The 16,325-nt window shown below is 51.7% G+C and carries 19 protein-coding genes; all 19 read left to right on the top strand.

Features of this window, described 5'->3' with window-relative positions; translation table 11 throughout:
* Positions 1 to 95: 95 nt before the first annotated feature.
* The 19 genes from WMW72_RS34085 (at position 96) to WMW72_RS33995 (ending at position 16,325) form a co-directional block, all read left to right on the top strand.
* Positions 96 to 482, top strand: coding sequence for a hypothetical protein (locus WMW72_RS34085; RefSeq protein WP_341420050.1), 387 nt, complete (start codon positions 96 to 98; stop codon positions 480 to 482).
* Positions 483 to 498: 16 nt separating this feature from the next.
* Positions 499 to 972 carry a hypothetical protein gene (locus WMW72_RS34080; RefSeq protein WP_341420049.1) on the top strand — a complete coding sequence of 158 codons (474 nt, stop codon included), beginning with the start codon at positions 499 to 501 and terminating at the stop codon, positions 970 to 972.
* A 70-nt stretch (positions 973 to 1,042) separates the two neighbouring features.
* A complete protein-coding gene (locus WMW72_RS34075; RefSeq protein ID WP_341420048.1) occupies positions 1,043 to 1,426 on the top strand; it encodes an ECF-type sigma factor in 384 nt (127 codons plus the stop codon).
* 19 nt (positions 1,427 to 1,445) lie between these two features.
* Positions 1,446 to 1,967, top strand: a complete 522-nt coding sequence (locus WMW72_RS34070) for a sigma factor-like helix-turn-helix DNA-binding protein (protein WP_341420047.1) — start codon at positions 1,446 to 1,448, stop codon at positions 1,965 to 1,967.
* Between the two features lie 815 nt (positions 1,968 to 2,782).
* A complete protein-coding gene (locus WMW72_RS34065; RefSeq protein WP_341420046.1) occupies positions 2,783 to 3,172 on the top strand; it encodes an HNH endonuclease in 390 nt (129 codons plus the stop codon).
* Positions 3,173 to 3,588: 416 nt separating this feature from the next.
* Entirely contained in the window at positions 3,589 to 4,191 is a 603-nt protein-coding gene (locus tag WMW72_RS34060) for a terminase (protein ID WP_341420045.1), read from the top strand.
* Positions 4,181 to 5,773: a terminase large subunit gene (locus tag WMW72_RS34055; protein WP_341420044.1), complete on the top strand. Its 1,593-nt coding sequence runs from the start codon at positions 4,181 to 4,183 to the stop codon at positions 5,771 to 5,773. The genes WMW72_RS34060 and WMW72_RS34055 overlap by 11 nt, the downstream gene beginning before the upstream one ends.
* Positions 5,774 to 5,813: 40 nt before the next feature.
* The gene (locus WMW72_RS34050) at positions 5,814 to 7,145 is read left to right on the top strand and encodes a phage portal protein (protein ID WP_341420043.1); all 1,332 of its coding nucleotides are present in this window, start codon (positions 5,814 to 5,816) and stop codon (positions 7,143 to 7,145) included.
* A complete protein-coding gene (locus tag WMW72_RS34045; RefSeq protein ID WP_341420042.1) occupies positions 7,081 to 7,716 on the top strand; it encodes an HK97 family phage prohead protease in 636 nt (211 codons plus the stop codon). The genes WMW72_RS34050 and WMW72_RS34045 overlap by 65 nt, the downstream gene beginning before the upstream one ends.
* A 46-nt stretch (positions 7,717 to 7,762) precedes the next feature.
* Positions 7,763 to 8,941, top strand: a complete 1,179-nt coding sequence (locus tag WMW72_RS34040; protein ID WP_341420041.1) for a phage major capsid protein — start codon at positions 7,763 to 7,765, stop codon at positions 8,939 to 8,941.
* Positions 8,942 to 9,126: 185 nt separating this feature from the next.
* The gene (locus WMW72_RS34035; RefSeq protein ID WP_341420040.1) at positions 9,127 to 9,438 is read left to right on the top strand and encodes a head-tail connector protein; all 312 of its coding nucleotides are present in this window, start codon (positions 9,127 to 9,129) and stop codon (positions 9,436 to 9,438) included.
* A complete protein-coding gene (locus tag WMW72_RS34030; protein ID WP_341420039.1) occupies positions 9,435 to 9,764 on the top strand; it encodes a phage head closure protein in 330 nt (109 codons plus the stop codon). Before WMW72_RS34035 ends, WMW72_RS34030 begins: the two co-directional genes overlap by 4 nt.
* Positions 9,764 to 10,198: an HK97-gp10 family putative phage morphogenesis protein gene (locus WMW72_RS34025; protein WP_341420038.1), complete on the top strand. Its 435-nt coding sequence runs from the start codon at positions 9,764 to 9,766 to the stop codon at positions 10,196 to 10,198. Before WMW72_RS34030 ends, WMW72_RS34025 begins: the two co-directional genes overlap by 1 nt.
* 4 nt (positions 10,199 to 10,202) lie before the next feature.
* A complete protein-coding gene (gp17, locus tag WMW72_RS34020; protein WP_341420037.1) occupies positions 10,203 to 10,580 on the top strand; it encodes a tail completion protein gp17 in 378 nt (125 codons plus the stop codon).
* Positions 10,581 to 10,585: 5 nt separating this feature from the next.
* Positions 10,586 to 11,383, top strand: a complete 798-nt coding sequence (locus WMW72_RS34015) for a hypothetical protein (protein WP_341420036.1) — start codon at positions 10,586 to 10,588, stop codon at positions 11,381 to 11,383.
* 1 nt (position 11,384) lies between these two features.
* The gene (locus tag WMW72_RS34010; protein ID WP_341420035.1) at positions 11,385 to 11,720 is read left to right on the top strand and encodes a hypothetical protein; all 336 of its coding nucleotides are present in this window, start codon (positions 11,385 to 11,387) and stop codon (positions 11,718 to 11,720) included.
* Positions 11,721 to 11,779: 59 nt separating this feature from the next.
* Positions 11,780 to 12,007: a hypothetical protein gene (locus WMW72_RS34005; RefSeq protein WP_341420034.1), complete on the top strand. Its 228-nt coding sequence runs from the start codon at positions 11,780 to 11,782 to the stop codon at positions 12,005 to 12,007.
* On the top strand, positions 12,004 to 15,738 hold the full coding sequence (locus tag WMW72_RS34000) for a phage tail tape measure protein (protein ID WP_341420033.1): 3,735 nt from the start codon (positions 12,004 to 12,006) through the stop codon (positions 15,736 to 15,738). Before WMW72_RS34005 ends, WMW72_RS34000 begins: the two co-directional genes overlap by 4 nt.
* Positions 15,735 to 16,325, top strand: a complete 591-nt coding sequence (locus tag WMW72_RS33995; protein ID WP_341420032.1) for a phage tail domain-containing protein — start codon at positions 15,735 to 15,737, stop codon at positions 16,323 to 16,325. The genes WMW72_RS34000 and WMW72_RS33995 overlap by 4 nt, the downstream gene beginning before the upstream one ends.

Raw genomic sequence — 16,325 nt, 5'->3', positions numbered from 1 at the left:
CATTGATGTCCGATTTGGCAAATTCCACGACGTCGTGGAAAACACTAAATGTTGCGACATCTGCACATTTGGGAAATCCCGCGACGTCGCGAGAAATGGCAAATCGTACGACGTCGTACCATTCTCGCCCACCATATCACATCGACCCAAGGCCGGACCTTACGGAAGATCATCACCTTTGGGCGGCACTGCTGGAGCTGGCCGCCGAGTACGACGAGGAACTAACCGCGCTGCTGAATGGATTCCGCTGCGGAGGCACCCGGATACGCTTCGGGGACACACGTTGGACTCTCCGACCGGATATTGACCCATCTGGACGCGCTGCGTGGTCTTCTCAGGCCGAGTACGAGGGTGAAAGGAACAAATACCTTCGGGAGTGGGCTGGCGTCCTGACGGCCCTGCTAGACGTTCTGACGAAGCGTATTCCGAGAGAGGTCAAGCCAGCAGATCCCGCTCCATGGCAAATGAGCATGCAAATATGATAAAGGGGGTCATCGAATGATCCGACTCACTGAGAAACAGGCCAAGGTTTATGAGGCGCTACGAGTCGCTACAGACAGGACCAGTAAAGGCATAGCGGATGCCATTAACGCGGATGTCGGTAAGGTGAGAAATGATTTATTGGTGCTGGAGAACAAGAAGATGGCGAAGTCAACCAAGATTAAGACAAGAGAAGGTAATTACAAGGAATTTACCTTCAATGATGTGCCATACGAAATCGAAGAGAATTACCGGCAACTAGGCAAGAAGCCCCACACGGTTATTATCGATGATTCGCTGCCGCCAGCTTCTGAGGTTGAGCTGACGCCTGCACAATGGCAATTCCTCCGGGAAAATGAACGTTGGTGGAAATACCGGTCCAAGCTGGCCGAGGAAATGGGCTTGCCGAAGTACATGCTTAATAACGCCCTGGAGAAGCTTCGGAAGCAGGTGGAGCGGGAGCGGGCCAAGAAAGAGAGGAAGCGGGCATAATGTGGCAAAACGTTCTGATTGCGGTGTTATGGGGACAATTGGCTGCTGCAGCTCTGTGCGGGCTTAGGGTATGGGTATGCTTGCGAAGGCTGCGGCAGATGGAGAACAAGCTACCAAAACCGAGGTGAAAGGTGTGAAAGTGCTGAATCAGCAATCGATAGCTGATCTACGCGAATACAAACGGAAGGCAGCACGGGCCAAGCTTCTCAGCAGATACGTCGTGGAAGATGATGCTGAACTGATGGCATTGAAGGCGGAAACGGGCAAGATCGATGAAACCATGGAAGCCCTTCGAACTGTGAATGTCCGATATGCCGAGATTATAAAAAGGCGGTTTATTGATGGTGATACTGTCGATGAAATTGCATCCGACCTTTGCATTGCTCGAAAGACCTATGATCGATGGCGGAAGCGGGCAGAGACTGAATTTGAAAAGCTCTACACTGGACTATAGAAACGGGGGGGTTGCAGGGGTGGAAGTACCATACGAGGCGACAGCTACCAATTACAGAAAGGCAAAAAAGCAATTGGAGCAGTTACGAAACAGGATTACGGAAGCCCAGCAACGCGCAGGACTCAAGGAAGATCATCCAGACGTGAAGATCATCGAAGGTATGATGGCGGACTGCAATTACGTCATTGAATGGCTGACATCGAACAGGCGACCGGGCAGCAAACGGGGAATTGAGCGGCGAGCGACATATCAGCGTGATAAGCTCATGGACCCGATCCGTATGCAAGCATTCGTCCAGAGAGGCACGGCTGGAAGTCCATCAAATCTCACGGACTGGCAAAGGTTCCAAATTGATGCAGCATTATCCAATTTAAGTGAGCGAGAACGAGAATGCTATGTTATGGCGCACGGAGATTGCTTCACACATGAACAAATTGCCCGAATGCTTGGCATATCAAAAGGCAGTGTTGATAAATTTGTGGATCGGGCACACAAAAAAGTTTCAGAAGAAGTTCAAAATAGTCTATTTTTTCGAAAATAATGCGATTTTTGTCATGCAAAAGCCACCTATATATAGGAACGTCAGTTCTAAATAGCTGCGGTGGCGGAATATGTAGACGCACTTGGCTCGGGGCATTGAATGGGTGAAAGGCCCATTGACTTGCTGTTTCAGTCCCACACACCCGGCGAGAAACAGTCTGCAAGGTGAAAATCCTTGCCCGCAGCATCTGCCCGGTAAGCCCCGCGATCATGGATGACGGTCCGGATAGCGGGCATGGGTGATTATAAGTAGAGCGACCTTACAATGACGCTCCGTGTGTAGATACGCCGCACGTAAAATATGGCGGTCAAAAGGAGTCGCAGAAATGCGGCTCTCTTTGTGTTCAGGCGAGGAGGGACGATGTGAAACGAGTATTGAGATGGCTTGCATTCGCATTACTTACGGATTTCCCGCGCATTGGACTACTTACCGGGGACTGGGAATATGAGGACCTGAATGATTGGCTTTGGACTTAACACAGGAAAACTTTCCTTACCAGATCAAAGGAGTGAAGGGAGCAATGAGACGACATGAAAAGCGAGTACGCTTAACGGAACATGCCCATATGCGGTACTGTGAGCGGGTAGAGCCTATTGGACATGAGGAATTGCTTCGCATGCTGCAGGAGCAATTGCAACGCCCGTACAGGCGTGATCGAAGGTATGCACATATCGAAGGAGTATGGTGGAGGACAACACTCGAAGATGGCGTGATGACCTTCCAAACGTGCTACGGTAAAACGCACATCTACATTCCAGAAGCCGTGAAATGGGCAAAGAGAAATAACGATCGGATTGACCTGACGGGTGGCAGATATGGCGGTTAAGCCGAAGCGACCATGCGGGAAAGCTGGATGCCGTAACCTAGCGTCAGGCAGGTACTGTGCTGAGCATGCCCATCTTGCAGAAGTACAGAAGCGAGAGAGGCACAAGCACTACGACCAGCACAAGCGGGACAAGCAGGCAACGGCCTTCTACGGTAGCAAGGAATGGGACCGGCTAAGACGTGCGAGGATGGGGATGGACCACGGGCTATGCCAGGACTGCCTGCAGGAGAAGCGTATCACGATGGCTGATGTAGTGGACCATATTAAGCCTATCAGATGGTTCTGGGATATGCGGCTGGTAGTGAGTAACCTTCGGTCGCTATGCCACTTGCACCATAATATAAAAACAGCAGAGGACGTGAGGAAGTATGGGAGATAGACCAGCAGTACCGGCTCCGCCTGTAAACATAAGTAAGAAGACGGTTGGGTGCACGCGGTGTTCCCATTACGAATATGAAGGGGATAAGCCTCCTGTCATAGATAGACCCCCGTTGGGCGTAATGCCAAGAAGGCTCCATGATGAAAAACGCATGATCGACATAGCAGAAGCGCTGTCTCGAAGGCTCAAAGCGAGCATGCCGCTCCCTATCGAATGGATCGAGGAATACAATGAAATTTCGAGTAGGGAAACCGAAAAAAATGCTTGACAATCCGAAATGCTTTATTCAACTAAAGCGAAAGAGGGTAGGGGGAGGGGAAAAAATTTCCGAGCCTCGCCGCGGGCACCGCGCCCCCACCCACGCACAAACTTTTTTCGTTTTTTGAGATTTTTCAGGAATTGGGAGGTGAACCCTCATGCCGGGAAGGAACGCGAAGCCGATCGGATTGCATCTCGCTGAGGGTAATCCTAACCGGTTGACGAAAGAGGATATCGAGGCACGCAAGGCAGCCGAGGTCAAGCTTGGTGAAAAAGACCTCGCAAAGCTGAAAAAGCCGAGCTTCGTTTCCAAGGACAAAACGGCGAGTAAGATTTGGGGCGACTTGATCAAAGAGTATAAGTCCGCTGCAGCACAGGGCGTGGAGTTGCTTACAAGCTCGGATCTCGGCATGCTGGCGCTGTACTGCAAGACATACAGCGAGTACGAACACCTATTAAGAGCGTATCAAACGATCGACAAAATCGCTTATGATAGCGAACGCTTGGATGAGTATATAGAGGACAGCGAGGAGTTTAATGTCAAGGTGAAGCTCCAGCTTCGGGCGATGATCGCCGTAGACGGGCTGCTTCGCATTGAAACGGCTATCAATAAGAAGATGGATATGCTGCTCAAGATGCAGGACCGGCTGTTCTTGAACCCGCTGGCGAAGGTGAAAAACGTCCCGAAAAAGCCTGAGCCTAAGAAGCAATCGGCAATGTCAAGGTTTAAGGAACGGCGAGCTGGCGGCCATGGCACATGATGAGCAGCGGGCGCTTGAACCCATCGAGTTCATTCAGATGCTTCATGCCGTCGATGACTTCTATGGGCAGCCATTTATCTTGCTTGATTGGCAGTATGATATCCTTTGGGATGTTTATGGGACGGTAAACGACCGGGGGTATCGGCAGTATCAGTATGCATACTTGGAAGTGCCGAAGAAAAACGGAAAAACAAGCCTGATTGCAGCAGTTTCGCTTTATCATTTATTCTGCGATCCCCCAGGCGGGCAGATTTATTGCTGTGCTGCCGATCGCGGGCAAGCGGAATTGGTTTACAAAGCAGCCTGCGGCATGATCGAGCAGGAGCCGGAGTTCGAGGGCGTATTGAAGATCCTCGACAGCCGCAAGGAAATCATAAACCTGGAAACCGGAACGGTTATGAAGGTCCTTTCCGCCGAAGCTTTCACCAAGCACGGCATCAACCCTACCGTGGTCATCTTCGACGAGCTTCATGCTCAGCCAAACCGGGACCTATGGGACGTTATGACATTCGGAGCTGGCGCAGCTCGGAAGGAACCGCTCTGGTGGGTGATAACCACGGCCGGTGATGATCCTGACCGGGGGTCAATCGGATGGGAACAGCACGAATACGCGACACAGCTACGGAGTGGGGAGAAGGAAGACCCCACATGGTACGTGAAAATTTACGGCATTCCAGAGGACGGGCTTGACGAGAATGGGGACCCAATTGACATCTTTGATGAAAAGCTATGGTTCCAGGTCAATCCCAGCTTAGGGCATACCATTGACATAGAAGCAGTACGCAAAGAGGCGTTCGCAGCTCGTGGTAAAGAGTCTGTGGAACGTCTTTTTCGTTGGCTCCGGCTTAATCAGTGGATCAGCCTTAAACGAACAGGCTGGCAGCCGCTAACGTTATGGGACAAAACGCAGGGTAAATGGAACCGCTCGGAACTGGCGGGCAAGCGTTGTTACCCTGGCTTGGACTTGTCCAGCACAACCGATATCACGGCGGCCTGCTATCTCTTCCCTCCGCAAGAGGGCCTACCAGACTGGCGTATCGTCTTCGAGGCTTGGATTCCCGAGGACAATATGAAAGAGCGGGTACGAGTCGATAAGGTTGCGTATGACAAGTGGGTGTCCAAGGGGTTCCTGTTTACCACCCCGGGCGACGTGGTTGATTACGAGTTCGTTGAATCGAGCATCTTGGCAGCTAATCAGGAGTTTGACATTCATACGCTCGGAACCGATCCATGGAACAGCCGAATGCTTTCCCAACGCCTCATGCGTGCGGGGGTAGACACGGTGGAGATCGGCCAGGACATGAAAAACATGAGTCCGGCTATGAAGCTCATTGAACAGCTCATGAAGCGGGGGCTTATGACCCATGAGGAAAACCCTCTTGCCCGCTGGTGCTGGGGAAATGTGGTTGTAGCGGTTGACGGTAACGAGAACATCAAGCCGATGAAAAACAAATCCCGGGGACGTATCGACTTGATTGTAGCCCTGATCAACGCCATGGCAACCGCGATGCTGTTCGAAGAAGTCGATATGAATTTTGGAGAGTTCGCGGAATCTGAGTTCTTGGAAAAGCTTTGGGGATAATCCAAAGCGCTTGAGAATTTGAAGGGAGGGAGGTGCCGATGTGAGTATCTTGAATGCTGCAAAGAGAATTTTCGGTGCATCAGAGAAACGCGAACGCGAAACGATAGAACTTAACGTCGATGACCGTCGATTGCTTGAGATGTTGGGAATTGATGCTGAGGAAATCAACGTCCGCGGGAAGAATGCGCTCAAAATCGATACGGTCTATGCCTGTGTCCGTATCCGGTCTGAGTCCGTGGCGAAACTGCCGCTAAAGGTTCACCAGGAGGACGAAACAGGCATACAGAAGCCAGCTAAGCATGCGCTGCACCAACTGCTTAAACTGCGGCCGAATCCTTATATGTCGGCCTTTGACTTCTGGAAATGCATCGAAGCCCAAAACTGCCTCCGCGGGAATGCCTACGCCAGTATCGAGTATGACCGGCGCGGGCGAGTCGTTGGCCTTTGGCCGATGGACTCCAGCAAGGTCAAGATCATCATCGACAACGATACGGCAGCAAGCGGTATTGTACAGCCTCGCTCGAAAGTCTGGTACGAGGTTGACCTTGGTTACGAGCAGCGGAAGCTGATGCCCCATGAAGTGCTGCACTTTAAAGGCGGCGTGACCTTAGATGGCATCGTGGGCCTGTCTCCGCTCGATCTGTTGAAGGGTACGCTGGAGAATGGAGCATCGGCGAACAAGTTCGTCAACAACTTCTATAAACAGGGCCTGCAGGTGAAAGGCGTCGTCCAGTACGTTGGTGATTTGGATCAAAATGCGAAAAGGAATTTCCGTAACCACTTTGAATCCATGTCCAGCGGTTTGGATAATAGCCATCGAATCGCCCTCATGCCGATGGGATATCAATTCACACCGATCTCTTTGAGCATGCATGATGCCCAATTTCTCGAAAATAACCAACTCACGATCCGGCAGATTGCTGCAGCTTGGGGCATTAAGATGCACCAGCTCAATGACTTGACCCGGGCGACTCATACCAATGTCGCGGAGCAGCAAAAGGAATTTTATACCGACACGCTACAGCCTATCTTGACATGCTATGAGCAGGAACTAGCTTGGAAACTGCTGCTCGATGATGAGCTGGAAGCGGGGTATTACCTCCGTTTTAACGTTGATGCGATTCTTCGAGGGGACCTGAAAAGCCGTTATGAGGCATACCGTATCGGTGTGCAGGGCGGATTTCTTACGCCGAATGAACCAAGAGCGCTGGAAAATCTGCAAGCTATGGAAGGCGGGGACCGCCTGTATGTAAACGGCAGTATGGTTCCAATCACGGATGCGGGCAAGGCATACCTTGCGAAAGGAGGTGGAGACACTGGCACAGGAAAAGAAGACGACCCAGACGAGGGAGACGCGGGCGCTTCCGGTTAGGCTGGAGGTTCGAACGACCGAAGGTGAAGATTCCAAACGAACCATTACCGGAGCAATCAAGTACGACACGGACAGCGCGGATATGCGCGATTGGTACGGGGACACGATCGTCGAGCAGATAGCATCAGGTGCATTCGCTGACAGTATTGCATCCCGGGGCGTAGTGGGGCTTTGGAGTCACGACACAAGCCAAGTCCTTGGGAATACAAAGTCCGGAACGTTGCGGGTGTTTGATGGAGCCAAGGAGATGCGTTTTGAGTTGGATATCCCGAACACCAGCGTTGGCAATGACGCATGGGAATTGATCCAACGCGGAGACGTGGACGGCGTGTCCTTCGGTATGCGTGTTACAAAAGACAAATGGTCCAGCGAGAAACGCGGTGACTTGAAGATCTACAAACGGTCAATTCTCAATGCCGAATTATACGAGATCAGCCCAGTTGCGTTTCCGGCTTACCCGGCAAATGAGGTAATGGCGGAAGCAAGAAGCCTAGAGGACTTCAAGGCATCCGAACAGCGAGCTGCTGATCAATTGAAAAAGCAAAAATTGTTACTGGAACTGGAGCTATAAGCCGGTTCCTTTTTGTTTACCCAAATAACCCATTCGGAGGTACAAAATGACTAAAGAATTGCGTGCGCTGCTTCAAAGACTGGACGCGGCCAAGACGGAAGTGCGTGGATTGCTGGCAGACGACAAAACAACAGAAGCCGAATCCAAGATGGATGAGGTTCGTTCTCTGCAGAAGAAAGTTGATCTGCAGCAAGAACTGGAGAACACCGAAGCCCGGGGCCTCAACGGTAAGGAGCTGGACGATAACGGAAATGTAGAAGGCCGTGAATTGCGCGAGTTGGAATCCGAGTATACCGGCATCGTTCTTCGGGCGCTCCGCCGACAAGGTGTTAGTGAGGAGCAGCGTAGTGTCATTTCTGAGTACGAACGCCGTGCCGTTATGAACAGTGGTAATACGAATCCGGCCATCCCTGATGGCGATGCGGGTCTTCTCATCCCTAAGGACATCCAGACCCAAATCAATACGCTTATGCGTGACTGGAACGATTTGTCCGAGTTTGTAACAATCGAGAACGTCACTGCCCTGTCCGGTTCCCGAGTGCTGGAAAAGGATGCCGACATGACCCCGTTTGCTGATGTGGATGAGTACGGGGTAATTCCTGCTACGGATAACCCAAAGTTTACGCCGATCAGCTATAAGGTGCAAAAGCGGGCCGCATACTTGCCGCTCACGAACGAGCTGCTGGCTGATAATGATGCAAATTTGCTCGGTTATGTAACGAACTGGATTGCCCGCAAGGCAGCACATACCCGTAACGTTCATATCTTGGGACGACTCAATACGCTTACCCCGGTTGCCGTTGCAAACTTGGCCGCAATTAACAAGATTCTGAACGTTACACTTGATCCGGCAATTAGCCGTTCAGCAGTCATTTTGACCAATCAGGATGGTTACGACTGGCTTGATAACACATTAGACGGCAACGGTCGGCCGATCCTGCAAGACGACTTCACACAATCTGGTCGCAAGATTTATAAGGGGCGCCGGATCGCGGTCGTTAGTAACCTGATTATCCCTAGTGCCGGCAACAAAGCACCGTTGTTCGTCGGTAACCTCAAACAGTTTATCGTGCTGTTCAACCGCCGGTTCTTTGAGCTTGCCAGCACCCGTGAGGGCGGCGACGCTTGGAGACGGGATACCACCGAGCTGCGTACCATCATGCGCGACGACTATGTGAAATGGGATGACAAGGCAGCCGTGTTCGGTCAATTGACACTTTCGTAGTAACCAAAGGGAGGCTTTACCGCCTCCCTTATCCTATCTAGTGAGGTGATGGAAATTGACCGAGAAGGCGAAAAAGGAAGTTGAGGCAACGGATAAACTGGTGCTTACCTCTCCAGGAGGCTTCAAGTACGAACTTACCGTAGACGACTCCGGAAACCTGCAAGTGAAGCGAAAGGAAGAGGCTCATGGCGATCCTGACGCTTGATGAAGCCAAAGAATGGCTGCGGGTAGACGGCGAGGGCGAAGACCTTACGATACGCATGCTGACCGGGGCGGCGGAGACGTACCTGCACAACGCAACGGAGGTAACATTTGACGGAACGAACGATCTTGCCAAACTGTATTGCCTCGTCGTCGTGGCAGATTGGTATGAGAACCGCGAATTGATCGGTGAAAAAACGTCCGACAAGGTGCGTTTCACGGTACAGTCCATCATGGCGCAGCTCCAGCATGCATATACGCCGCCTACGCCGCCGAAAGCGGGTGAAGTGACATGACAGTCCTGGTGAATCGTTTGGACAAGCGAGTGAGCATCCTGCGGCCTCCAGGACCGGATGACACGGACCCAGCGGGGCAGCCGCTTGACGATCCGGTAGAAGTATGCACGGTGTGGGGCGGGATTGAGCCGCTACGAGGGAGAGAGTTCTTCTCCGCTCAGCAGGTGAATGCAGAGGTCACGACCCGGATCCGCCTTCGATACCGTGACGGCATTGACCGCACAATGCTGGTGCGGTTTAAAGGAGTCGTTTTCGAGATTCTATATGTCATCAATCCGAATTATGAGAATAAAGAACTGCAGCTCATGTGCAAGGAGCGTCAATAATGGCACGTAGACGGCGTACTACTTCGAATACACGGCTCAAGATCGAAGGCGCTGACAAAGTGTTAGATGCCCTTCGAGACACACAGTCGGGCATCCACAAGGAAATGCGAGACTTGATAAGCAAGGCTGCTGAGATCGTGTTCCGTGAAGCTGATGCAAGAGCGCCGATCGGTCCAACAGGGAAGACGAGGTTTTCCCTGCGAATTACGACCGGCATTTCGAAGAAGGGAAACTTCTTTGCAAGCGTGGTGGTGGGCGCCCATCAAGGGGAGTCTACCGCAACAAGTGCCTTTTACGTCACCTTCTACGAGTACGGGACCAGCCGTCAGCCTCCGCGGCCTTTCATGCGTCCAAGCTACGACAAGAAGCGTGCTGAAATACGACGCTTGATTAAAGACGGATTGGAAAAGGCGATCCGGGATTTAGGAGTGTAAAGCCATGCTCACAACCGATTTGAGGGACTACTTACTTCAAGTGAAGGAAATAAGCGACCTGATCGGCAAGCGGGTATATCCCGGGTGGTTCCCGGAAAATGTTACCTACCCGGCTGTCGCCTACCTGGAGGTATCAGGCGTGGCCCATCATGATATTCGAGTCGGCTATCCCCGGTATCAATTCTCCTGCATCGCACCGCGGTATCTGGATGCAAAGGCCGTTTCGGACAGCATTCGGGATGCGCTACAGCGGTTTAAGGGGCAAATGGGGTCTACCCGTATCATTCAAGGCGTCTGGGAAGGCAGCCGGGAGTTCTACGAGTCCGATACGAAACTTTACCACATCGCAACTGATTTCAAAATGATCTACAGGGAGGATTAACCGATATGGGAAGAAATATGACGACAGTCCAGAATGCAAATAGCATTCGCTTCGGTTCTGCAAAGTTTGAAGTTGGGCCAGATCTGAATAACTTGGTGGACCTGGGCGCGATGCGCGGCATCGTCTTTGAAGAAACATGGGATGAGGTCAAGGTTACATCAGACAATGCTGGCGTGATTAAGGTGGGGATCAATAACCACATGGCAGCCATTGAAGGCGACTTGATGGAAATCAATATCGCGAACCTTGCCATCATCCGGGGCGGCATCGACAAACTGGAGAATGTGGCCGGTACGTCGAAGAATGTTACCAATGAGCCGGTCATACTCGTCGATCAGGTCCAAAAACGGCTTGTGAATAAAAACGGAGCGGGTACGGTGGTGACGGCCGTGACGGTTAAAAAGGGTGCCACAACCTATGTCGCCGGAACTGATTACACCTTATCGGTGGATAGTGCGGGCTATACCGTTATTGCTCGCACAGCAGGCGGTGCAATCGTCTCTGGCGATGCAGTGGCTGTCAATTACACGTATACGCCGCTATCCGCTGTAAAGCTGCTCTCGGGCGGTCTGGGGACGTTCCAGCCTCGAGTAGCCCGCATCACCAACTACGACGACCAGAACAGGCAGTTTCGTATCACGGTGTTCAAGGCGACACCGGAAAGCGGTCTGAACATCACGTTCCCAGAAGCTGACGGGGAAGATCCGGCCATGACGCCGATCCGAATGAGCGGTACTCTCGATGTAAACCGTGCCATTGGTGAGCAACTCTTCGAAATTTACGACGAACAGGGGGTCGTGTAAGATGACACAACCGCAAATCCTTGATCTGGATAAAGTTATCGCCGCTCAGCGGATCGTGAAACTGGCGGGGAAAGAAATCGACGTATCCAAAATCCCATCCCGAGTTACGCTGGAGTTGGCTGAGAAGTCCGATGAGTTGAAAAGCGGCGGCAAGAACAGCTTCCCCATGGTTCTGGAAATGGTCGTGAAGGTGTGCAAGCCTTCCTTCCCGGAAATCACGAAGGACTGGATCGTCGATAACACAAGCTTGGATCAACTTACCGCGCTGATCGATTTCATTCTCAACCCGGTGAAAGAACGGGCTGAGGGAAAAAAGGCGGAAAGCCCCAACCCTTAGAACTGGGGCGTATCTTTGCCCGTATGGGGAGCATGTACGCTTGGGCAACGCCGGATTACATGCTGGACCATATGAGTTTTGAGCAGATCATGATGTATTACGAATACGGGATGGAGCAAGAGGAACTTAAATCGAACATCTTGGTCGGCCGCATTGCGGTCGGCCTTTTTGGTGCGAAAGAACCCAGAAAGCCACAACATTCGACGGAGGATAAGCCCGATCGATCGGCCTTTCATAAAGCGTATGGAGATCGCATCAAACGTCCGGAGGGAGGAGCAGAAGCATGAGTTTATTGGGCAATCTGATTGTCAATATCATCGGTAATTCGTCAGGACTGGATGACGCGATTGACAAAGCGGAAAAAGCAGTTGATCAGTTCGGTAAGAACTTATCCGATGTTGGTAAATCAATGTCCTTGCTCGTGACCGCCCCTATTGCCGGGCTGGGCGCGCTTGCCGTGAAGTCGTCCATCGAGTTCGAATCAGCCTTCGCGGGCGTCATCAAGACGGTGGATGCGACTGAAGCGCAATTGAGCGGGCTGCGTTCCGGAATCCTCTCCATGTCGGACGCCATTCCAGCATCAGCCAAAGAGATTGCAGGGGTAGCGGAAGCAGCCGGTCAACTCGGGATTAAAACCGAAAACATCATGGGCTTCACCAGGACGATGGTCGATCTTGGCGTAGCAACGAACTTGAGCAGTAACGAGGCGGCAACCGCGCTTGCTCGCTTGGCTAACATCACCCAGATGCCACAAGACCAATTTGACCGGCTCGGTTCAACCATCGTCGGACTCGGAAACAATCTGGCCACAACGGAATCCGAGATCCTGGAAATGGGTCTACGGATCGCCGGGGCAGGGCATCAGATCGGGTTGTCCGAAGCTCAGATTCTAGGCTTTGCCGGTGCGCTTTCCTCGGTTGGTATCCAGGCCGAAGCGGGCGGCAGCTCCATATCGCGTGTCATGATCGATATCGCCCAGGCTGTTGCTACAGGAGGCAAGGCGGTAGGCGGATTCGCAGCCGTGGCCGGTATGTCGGCGGAGCAGTTTCAAAAAGCATTCAAGCAAGATGCGGGCAGCGCGGTGATATCTTTCATCGAAGGGCTGGGCAAGATGAGCGCGGCCGGGGAAAACGTCTTCGGTGTTCTGGATGACCTTGGCCTGTCTGAAATCTTGGTACGAGATGCCTTGCTGCGGGCCTCAGGAGCGGGTGATTTGTTCCGCGAGTCGCTGGAGATCGGCACAAAAGCCTGGGAAGAGAATAATGCCCTGACAAAAGAGGCGGAAACAAGATATGCGACGACCGAGTCCCAATTGAAAATCCTTCGGAATCGATTCGATGGCATGGCGCGGACGATCGGCGATGCTCTTGTTCCCGTTTTGCTGAGTGCTTTAAAAGCGGCAGAACCCTTTTTTCAGATGCTGGTCAATGCAACGAACTGGTTCTCCAAACTCGATCAATCCATAAAGGGAACCATCATTGTCATCGCGGCGATTGTTGCGGCAATAGGGCCTGTCCTGGTTGTTGTGGGGACGCTCATTAGCTCCTTCTCGACGTTAATGCCTGTATTGGCTGCCATAACTGGTCCGGTGGGCCTTATCGTGGCGGGTGTGGCGGCGCTAGCCGCTGGGCTGGTTTACTTGTACAACACCAACGAGACTGTTCGGAGCGGGATTACTGCAGCGTGGGAGGCACTCAAAAACGTGTCCGCTGCTGTCTTCAATGCCATCAAATCAGCCGTTACCATGGCGTTCGACGGCATTAAAGCATTTTGGAGCAAATGGGGCGGAGAAATCACTTCCTTCTTCCAGAATGTATGGAATCTCATAAAGTCCATTTTCGTTAGCGTCATTGATACAGTACGCAGTTTGGTCGTAAGTTACTTCAATGCCATCAAATCATTCTGGGATAAGTGGGGCGACGATATTACGGCTGCATTCAACACGTACCTGGGAATCCTCAAGACGGTTTGGTCATTTGTCTTTGAACAGATTTGGACTTTCGTCAAATTCATCTTCGGCGAAATCCAGACATTCTGGGATAAATGGGGAAGCACGATTCTGGAGGCATTTCGGAATGTGTTCAGCATCCTGCAGGCTGTATTTAGTCGGGCGATTGATGTCGTCTTTGTCGTCATCAAACTGATCTTCGGTCAGATTAAAGCGTTCTGGGATATTTGGGGTAAGACCATTCTCGGGGTCTTCGAGACCGTGTTCAACGTACTAAAAACTGTATTCAACGGTGCCTGGGAAGCAATCAAAATTGTTGTGGAGACCGCTATCGGGGTCATATCCAACATCATTAAATTTTGGCTGAGCGCTTTAAAAGGAGATTGGAAAGGCGCTTGGGATGCGCTCAAAGGTATTGTCAGTTCCGTATGGGATGGTATCACAGGTATCTTCTCCACCATTTTCGATACGATGGTAGGGATCGGGAAGGACATCATTCTAGGACTTATTAAGGGTATCAGCAATGCGTCTGGAGCGGTCTGGGATACGATGAAGGGTGTAGCTACCAATATCTCAGAAGGCTTCAAGAAGTTCTTTGATATCCATTCTCCCAGCCGGCTTATGGCCGGGTACGGTGAAAATATCTCCGAGGGCGTTGCGGAAGGTATTTCTTATGCGAGCTGGAAAGCAGAGCAGGAATCCGAAAAAATGGCGAAGAAGACGGCCAAGGCTGGATCGAAAGCCGCAACCGCCGCAGCGAAGGCAGCCAGGGAGGCCGCCAAGAAGATTGCTGACGAAATTAGCGAAGCTTTCGAAAGTGCAAAATTTGATTTCAAGATGGGCAATCTTGATGCCGATGGGTATGTAGCTGCCCTTGAGAAGATCAAGGAAAACTATAAGCTGAACGCCGAGCAGATCCGGAAGATCGATCTTGAAGTCAATAAAACGCAGATGGATCTGGCGAAGAATGTAGAGAAGGCCGCGAAAGAGGCGACCAAAGCGGCCAAGAAATCCTACGACGATTATGTCCGAGACGTGGACCAGCTTGGCAGCGCCATTACTACCGCCTTGAAAAAGCGGTATGACATCGAGGAACGAGCGGTCACCGAGTCGTTGCAAAAGCAAATCGACGAGCATAAAAAAGCATCGGCTGCCGTGATTGAAGGGTACGACAAGGAATATAAGGCCAAGCTTAAAACGCTGGATGTCGAAACGCAATTGCAGCTCAAGGCCATTCAGGACCAAATCGACGGCATCAATGGACTGACGAAGGCCGAGGACAAGGCGGCAGACGAAGCTGCTTATCAAAAGAAGCTCGCCGACAAGCAAAAAGAGCTTTCCGATGCAACCACGGCTGATGCTCGTGAAAAAATCCAAGCTGAGCTGAACGAAATGATTGCGGAGCGGCAAAGGAAACATTTGCTCGAGCAGCGTCAATTGCAGATCGATGCTCTCCGAATGGAGATGGATCGGATCAAGGAGCAGGCTGCCCAAAAGCAGGAGGCTCTAAACAAGGAGTACGAAGCCAAGAAGAAAAATGAAGAGGAAAAGGCCAAGGCCGTTGAAAAAGGTCTGATTGACCAGATGGCCGCTACCAAAAAGCATTACGGCGAGCTGACAACGGAAGAAGCCCTACAAGCCGAAGCCCGGCGCTTGGCGCTTGATGAAAACAATACGGAGCTTGTGGAGCTGCTTGGCACTTACAACCCTCAATGGCAAAACGCTGGGCAATCTTTCGGCAGGTCGTTACTGGATGGCCTGAATAGCACCAAGAAAAGCATTCAGGACGCCGTGACGGATATCCTTTCCTTGGTATCCAAAGGAAACTCCGCTGCCTTGTCAGGAGGTTTCGGCGCGATCGATATTGGCAATGAAGCAGAGTACCTGAAAAACCTCATTGAATCCGGCACTCAAGGACAGAGGGAGTGGGCGTTGGACAGAGCGAAGCAATACGGCTTTGAATACGTATCCGCAAACTTCTATTTGGACGGCCAGAAAATCGCTTCATCGATCGCTGGACCACTTGGGAGTATGGCGAGCGGGAATGGCCGGTTAGGGGGCGCGACGTGAACAGTATCACATTAGGCGGCGTACGTGATGTAGACCTGGGGTTCCGTGTGCTGGAGGAATCCCAGGAACCCCTGATGCCGTCAACAAGGGACAAAGGGATGAACATCGACGGTCGGCATGGCACATACGACTTCGGCGCAGAATTGGAGCCGAGGTTGTTTTCATTTCAATGTGCTTTCATACCGAACGGAACCAACTACGATAACCTATCAGCAGAAGAACTACAGCGTTGTGTGAGACGTTTAGCACAGCATTTGACGGATAGCTACGGCAGGCCGCGGAACATGCTCCTGCATCGCTTCTCGGAGCCAGACAAGCATTATGTAGTTCGTTACTCCGGGAACTCTCCGCTGGATAGGATCGCCTATAGCACGCTGGGGTTCTTCACACTGCCCTTGGTCGCCTTCGACCCCTTTGCATATGGCAACCAGGAGCAAATCTATGAGGATATCATGAGAACCAGTCCATATAAAACGGATATCGAAAGCCTGGGCAATGTCCGCACGCCGCTTGTCATCGTGTTAACCAACGAAGGGGCAAATACAATTACACGTTTCAAAATCACAAATGAATACAAACTGGAGTGA

The organism is Paenibacillus filicis, from assembly GCF_038070315.1.
GTDB lineage: Bacteria > Bacillota > Bacilli > Paenibacillales > NBRC-103111 > Paenibacillus_G > Paenibacillus_G filicis.
The sequence above is the reverse complement of the archived record's forward strand: the minus strand, read 5'-3'. Positions and strand labels throughout refer to the sequence as shown.